Source organism: Lawsonibacter sp. LCP25S3_E2 (assembly GCF_052117285.1).
Taxonomy (GTDB): Bacteria; Bacillota; Clostridia; order Oscillospirales; family Oscillospiraceae; genus Lawsonibacter.
This window is the reverse complement of the sequence record NZ_JBQKJL010000041.1, coordinates 1-4,451: the sequence shown is the minus strand read 5'-3', so window position 1 is coordinate 4,451 and position 4,451 is coordinate 1. Positions and strand designations below refer to the sequence as shown.

The 4,451-nt window shown below is 46.4% G+C and carries 5 protein-coding genes and 1 tRNA gene; 5 read left to right on the top strand and 1 reads right to left on the bottom strand.

Annotated elements, in window-relative coordinates; genetic code table 11:
- Window positions 1-460 precede the first annotated feature (460 nt).
- A tRNA-Leu gene (locus ACTQ3R_RS16200) sits at window positions 461-547 on the top strand.
- A gap of 260 nt (window positions 548-807) precedes the next feature.
- Here the strand turns inward: ACTQ3R_RS16200 and ACTQ3R_RS16195 are convergent.
- Window positions 808-1,035: a helix-turn-helix transcriptional regulator gene (locus ACTQ3R_RS16195; protein ID WP_441780192.1), complete on the bottom strand. Its 228-nt coding sequence runs from the start codon at window positions 1,033-1,035 to the stop codon at window positions 808-810.
- Between the two features lie 205 nt (window positions 1,036-1,240).
- On the opposite strand from ACTQ3R_RS16195, the gene ACTQ3R_RS16190 reads away from it, so the two are divergent.
- From ACTQ3R_RS16190 to ACTQ3R_RS16175, 4 genes are all read left to right on the top strand, one after another.
- The gene (locus tag ACTQ3R_RS16190; protein ID WP_441780191.1) at window positions 1,241-1,573 is read left to right on the top strand and encodes a hypothetical protein; all 333 of its coding nucleotides are present in this window, start codon (window positions 1,241-1,243) and stop codon (window positions 1,571-1,573) included.
- Window positions 1,574-1,726: 153 nt separating this feature from the next.
- Entirely contained in the window at window positions 1,727-2,086 is a 360-nt protein-coding gene (locus ACTQ3R_RS16185; RefSeq protein WP_441780190.1) for an XRE family transcriptional regulator, read from the top strand.
- A gap of 165 nt (window positions 2,087-2,251) precedes the next feature.
- Complete coding sequence (locus tag ACTQ3R_RS16180; protein WP_441780189.1) at window positions 2,252-2,827, top strand: hypothetical protein; 576 nt, start codon at window positions 2,252-2,254, stop codon at window positions 2,825-2,827.
- Window positions 2,828-3,193: 366 nt separating this feature from the next.
- Entirely contained in the window at window positions 3,194-4,306 is a 1,113-nt protein-coding gene (locus ACTQ3R_RS16175) for a site-specific integrase (protein WP_441780188.1), read from the top strand.
- Window positions 4,307-4,451 lie beyond the last annotated feature (145 nt).

Here is a 4,451-nt window from a genome sequence, read left to right as displayed (position 1 = left end):
CAGCTGGTGGAAGTCTTTTCTCCAGCTTGATTTGTTGCGCTTTTTTGATCTCGCAAACTTTGCGGGATTTTTTTCATTTTAGGACTTGACTTTTATTTGCAGGACTCCTCAAAGAAAAACCGCCCCTGACAACGTCAGGGGCGGAAAATTCCACGGTACCACCCTGATCTGCTCGAAAGTGAGCATCTCAGTCATCCGTTCACGGGGATGGGCCGTCCCGGTCATCCCGGGCCGCTCAGGAATGGCTGGCACAAATGCTGTGACCGGGGGCTCTCACCCTCCCCCCTCGCTGATGGCCGGCATACAGTGCTTGGTTCCGTCATTGCATTTTACCGAGTCATTGTATCATATTTTATGCAATTGTCAACCTCTTTCCAAATTTCTTGGGAAACAGCAGAAAAAACTCTTTCATTTTCTCTTGCCAACGGGAGGGTTATCGTGTATAATGCTTTTTGCACCTGCCGGTGTGATGGAATTGGTAGACGTAGTGGACTCAAAATCCACCGCTGGCGACAGCGTACCGGTTCGAGTCCGGTCACCGGCACCAGCTCGTCGCAAGCGACATATCGCTTGCGACGAGCTTTTTCATTTCATTGCAAAGCTCATCGTGCGCTCATTCTGCTGCTCCTCGCTTCCAAATCACAACCGCTTACGCTGGGTTGTGATTTGGTTTTGGGTGCAAACCTGAACGCTGCGGCATCTACAGTGCTACGATATTCCATGTGGCTGCAAAGTTTACTTTGCGGCCACATCTTTTTATGCCCATAACAAAAGAGCCATCATACACCCGCTTCCTTGTTCCCTTTTTTAACCGCAGCCACTGTAGGCAGAGGTCTGACCGTCTCGGCCAAGCAGCCGGTCAATGGTGCAGCCAAAAAAATCCGACAGGACGATCAAGTTTTGCATAGACAGATTTCTCAGTCCAAGCTCCCACAGTGCCACCGTTCCCGGCGTAACGCCGATCTCATCAGCCAACTTTCTCTGGGATAGTCCCCTCGCTTCCCGAAGCTCACGGAGCTTCAGATCATATTCCATCCGGCACCCTCCTTTCTTTTTCATGTTGCTTACGCACAGTAAGCGTGTTAAAATAAACTGTGTGTTAAGTTGCAATCTGGTATTTGCCCTGATTGCTTACTGTGAGTAAATAATAAATCCGTAATTACGTGTTGTCAATAATTTAATATTGTTTTCTGTATTTTTTACGTAATACACAATTTTCTTTATAATAGGAGTAATTTCCATGAATAAAGATCTTTTTGTGCAAACCGTCAGGATCATTTGCTTGCGAAAGGGAATTAGACCAACTAACGCTTGCAAAGAAGCTGGCGTAGGTGGAAGCTTTTTAAGTGATATAAACCGTGGGCAGACTCCATCTGTAACGAAGGTCCAAATGCTTGCAAAGTATTTAGGAGTACCCACTAGCACCCTATTAGGTGAAAAAATAAGGCCCCTTTCCAAGGACGATGATCTCACGCAAGCAGAGCAAGCACTTATGGATGAATTCCGGAAGCTGACACCGGATCAGCAGGACATGGTTGTACGGATGGTACGGGCGGCCGCTGAAAAGCAGTAATAGCCTGAGCGACCGAGGCCATCAGTACAGTTGCCTTTGAGTGCTTGCTGTGAGTAAATCATAATCCGTAAATTTATGTCTGTCAATCATTCGACATAAATTTATGCTTTTTCGTCACATTACTTAATTCTATTTATATAGGAGTGATGCTTAATGAATGTGGAAGTTTTTGTACAAAATATAAAATCATTCTGCTCATTAAAAGGAATTACCCCTACTGCTGCATGCGAAGCAAGTGGTGCTGGCCGTAATTTTATGGATAATCTTAAAAAAGGTAGTATTCCTTCTGTTCTTAAAGTTCAACTCCTTGCAGATTATCTCGGCGTCACTACCAGCGAACTTTTAGGCGAAAAAATAGAGCCCGGCACAACGGCCGAGCCCCCATCTGAGAATGAGCGGATATTCAGATCTCTTCCCCCTGATCTCCAAGAGGAAGCACTGCGATACATGCGGTATTTGGCTCATAATGCTCCTGCACAGAAGCAAGAACAGAATAAACCTGCTGAGGATTGAGAAGGCGCTCCAGCGCCCGGAATTCTTGGATGCGGCGTGCAGGATCATCTTCCATCGTATCGCTCCTCTCTGTTTGTGATACGATTATAGTACATTTGTTTGGTTCTTTCAATATGGCAAAAAAATAAATGTGTCCAAGTTGGACACATGGAAGGAATTTGCAGTATGAAAAAATTTTTATTTATTTTTTTACTATTGCTTTCTCTATCTCTCGTATCCTGTGGTCAGCAGCCATCCACGTCATCCACCTCTCAAGTGACTAGTGTAGAAAACGAATCAATAACTATTACCCTTGACTTTTGGGACGAGGTTTCAGGTGATCTTACTACTGTTACGCGCGAAGGTACCTACACTGGAGAAATGATTAATAACATCCCTAATGGTCAGGGGGTATTTTCTACAATAAATGACGCCGGATCCGAATGGACATATACTGGTGAATTTTCTGATGGAAAATTCAATGGAACTGGTAAAATTGTTTGGTCAGAAACTGGTCAAATTGAAGAAGGAACATATACTGACGGAGTTTTTACACCAAATACATATGAGCTATTTAACAATTTAGCTCCAAGATGTTTTATTCCATACAGTTTTTCTAAAGAAAACGAAGTCTTTGTAAAAAATAATCTAATGCTCTTCCCAGCTAATACAGAAGAAGCCGCTCAGAGTGCTGCAGATCTGATCAATTCGGATCTCACCTATCCCATGATGACCAAAACGCTTGAAGGATTTGAAGGATAATTATATCATTGCAATTATGGTCAAGTTCTGCAGATCCTTCAAAGTTCATGGTACGGACATACTGTAACAAATATCATCGTTGAAGATGATGATTACAATTTTTATGTCATTCTTTATGATGGAGCTCTTCCAGATGTCTATGATAATACTGCAATCAGCTTTACCGGCCTTCCCATTTCTTATTCCAGCTATGAAAATGCCGGAGGGGGACATACTCTTGCAATCGTACTGTTAGGTTCAACCGTTCAAGTAGTCGAATAACATCGTCTCCCGGCTATATGTTTCCATGCACACAAACGCCGCCCCTCAATGGGGCGGCTTCTAAAAAACCACATTATGGAACATTCGTTTTAAGGAGGGACAGCTATGACAAAGAAAGAAGAGCAGCGGCTCCTGGATCGGGCCGCAAAGCTGAAACCAAAGCCGGAGCTGCTCCCCTCCGGCCGCTGGCGCTGCCGGGTGATGGTGGACGGGGAAAAGGCTTCTGCATTGGGTGACACGCCAGAGGAGGCAAACGCCAAGGCCCTGGCAATGAAGGCCGGTCTGGTGGAATTGGCCCGGTCGGAATCCGAACACAAAAAAGGGCACATCACACTGCATGACGCCATAGACCGTTATATATCTGCTCGTGAAAACGTGCTCTCTCCCTCCACCATCAATGGCTACCGGGAGATCCAGCGTAACCGCTTCCAGTGTCTCATGCAGAAGCAGGTGGCCAAAATCAGCCCTGTGGAGCTCCAGGAGGCCATCAACGAAGAAGCTAAGACTGTATCCGCCAAAACGATTAAAAACGCTCTGGGCCTGGTTTCTGCCGTCATTGGAGAGTATAAAGAGCTCAATACCAAACGTCTCCGTCTGCCACAGCGTAAACGAGCGGAGCACAGCTACCTGGATGAGCAGGGCATGATGGATCTCTTTGAGGCAATCCAAGGCGAATCGGTAGAACTACCGATCCTGCTGGCCGTTTGGTTGGGAATGCGCAGGTCTGAGATTTTAGGCCTCTGCTGGGACTGCGTGGACTTTGACGCAGGCACCATCAAAGTGGCCCGCACATATGTGAAAGATAAGGATAAGGGATACGTCCTCCGTGAAGAACTGAAAACCGAGGCCTCCCGGCGCACACTGGAGTGTCCTGGCTATATCCTGGAAAAGCTCAAAAGCTACCCTGGAAAGCATGAAGGCCGGATCTTCCGCTTCCACCCCAATACTCTCTATAAAACCATGAAGCGGATCTGTGATCAGAACGGGATCGACTTCGTAGGTGTCCATGGCCTCCGGCACACCAACGCTTCTGTCATGCTATCACTGGGAATCGTGGATAAAGTGGCTATGGCCAGGGGTGGATGGTCCACAGATGTAACTATGAAACAGATCTACCAGCATATTTTTTCTTCCGACAAAGCCGCTGCCGGTGGTAAAGTGGACAGTTTTTTCGAGTCAATTGCCAAAGGTATCCTGCCAGGAAAAGGCGACAGCTAACCTTGAAGCACTGTCATGGCAAAAGTCGTGGCAACTTGGTGCCGTCAAGATTTATGCGCAAAATTATTTGCAGGCTCCGGCTGAATGAAGTCAGCCGGCAATAGAGGCGTCGTACAGAGCCGCCTCCAAGTGCTTCATGTTCATG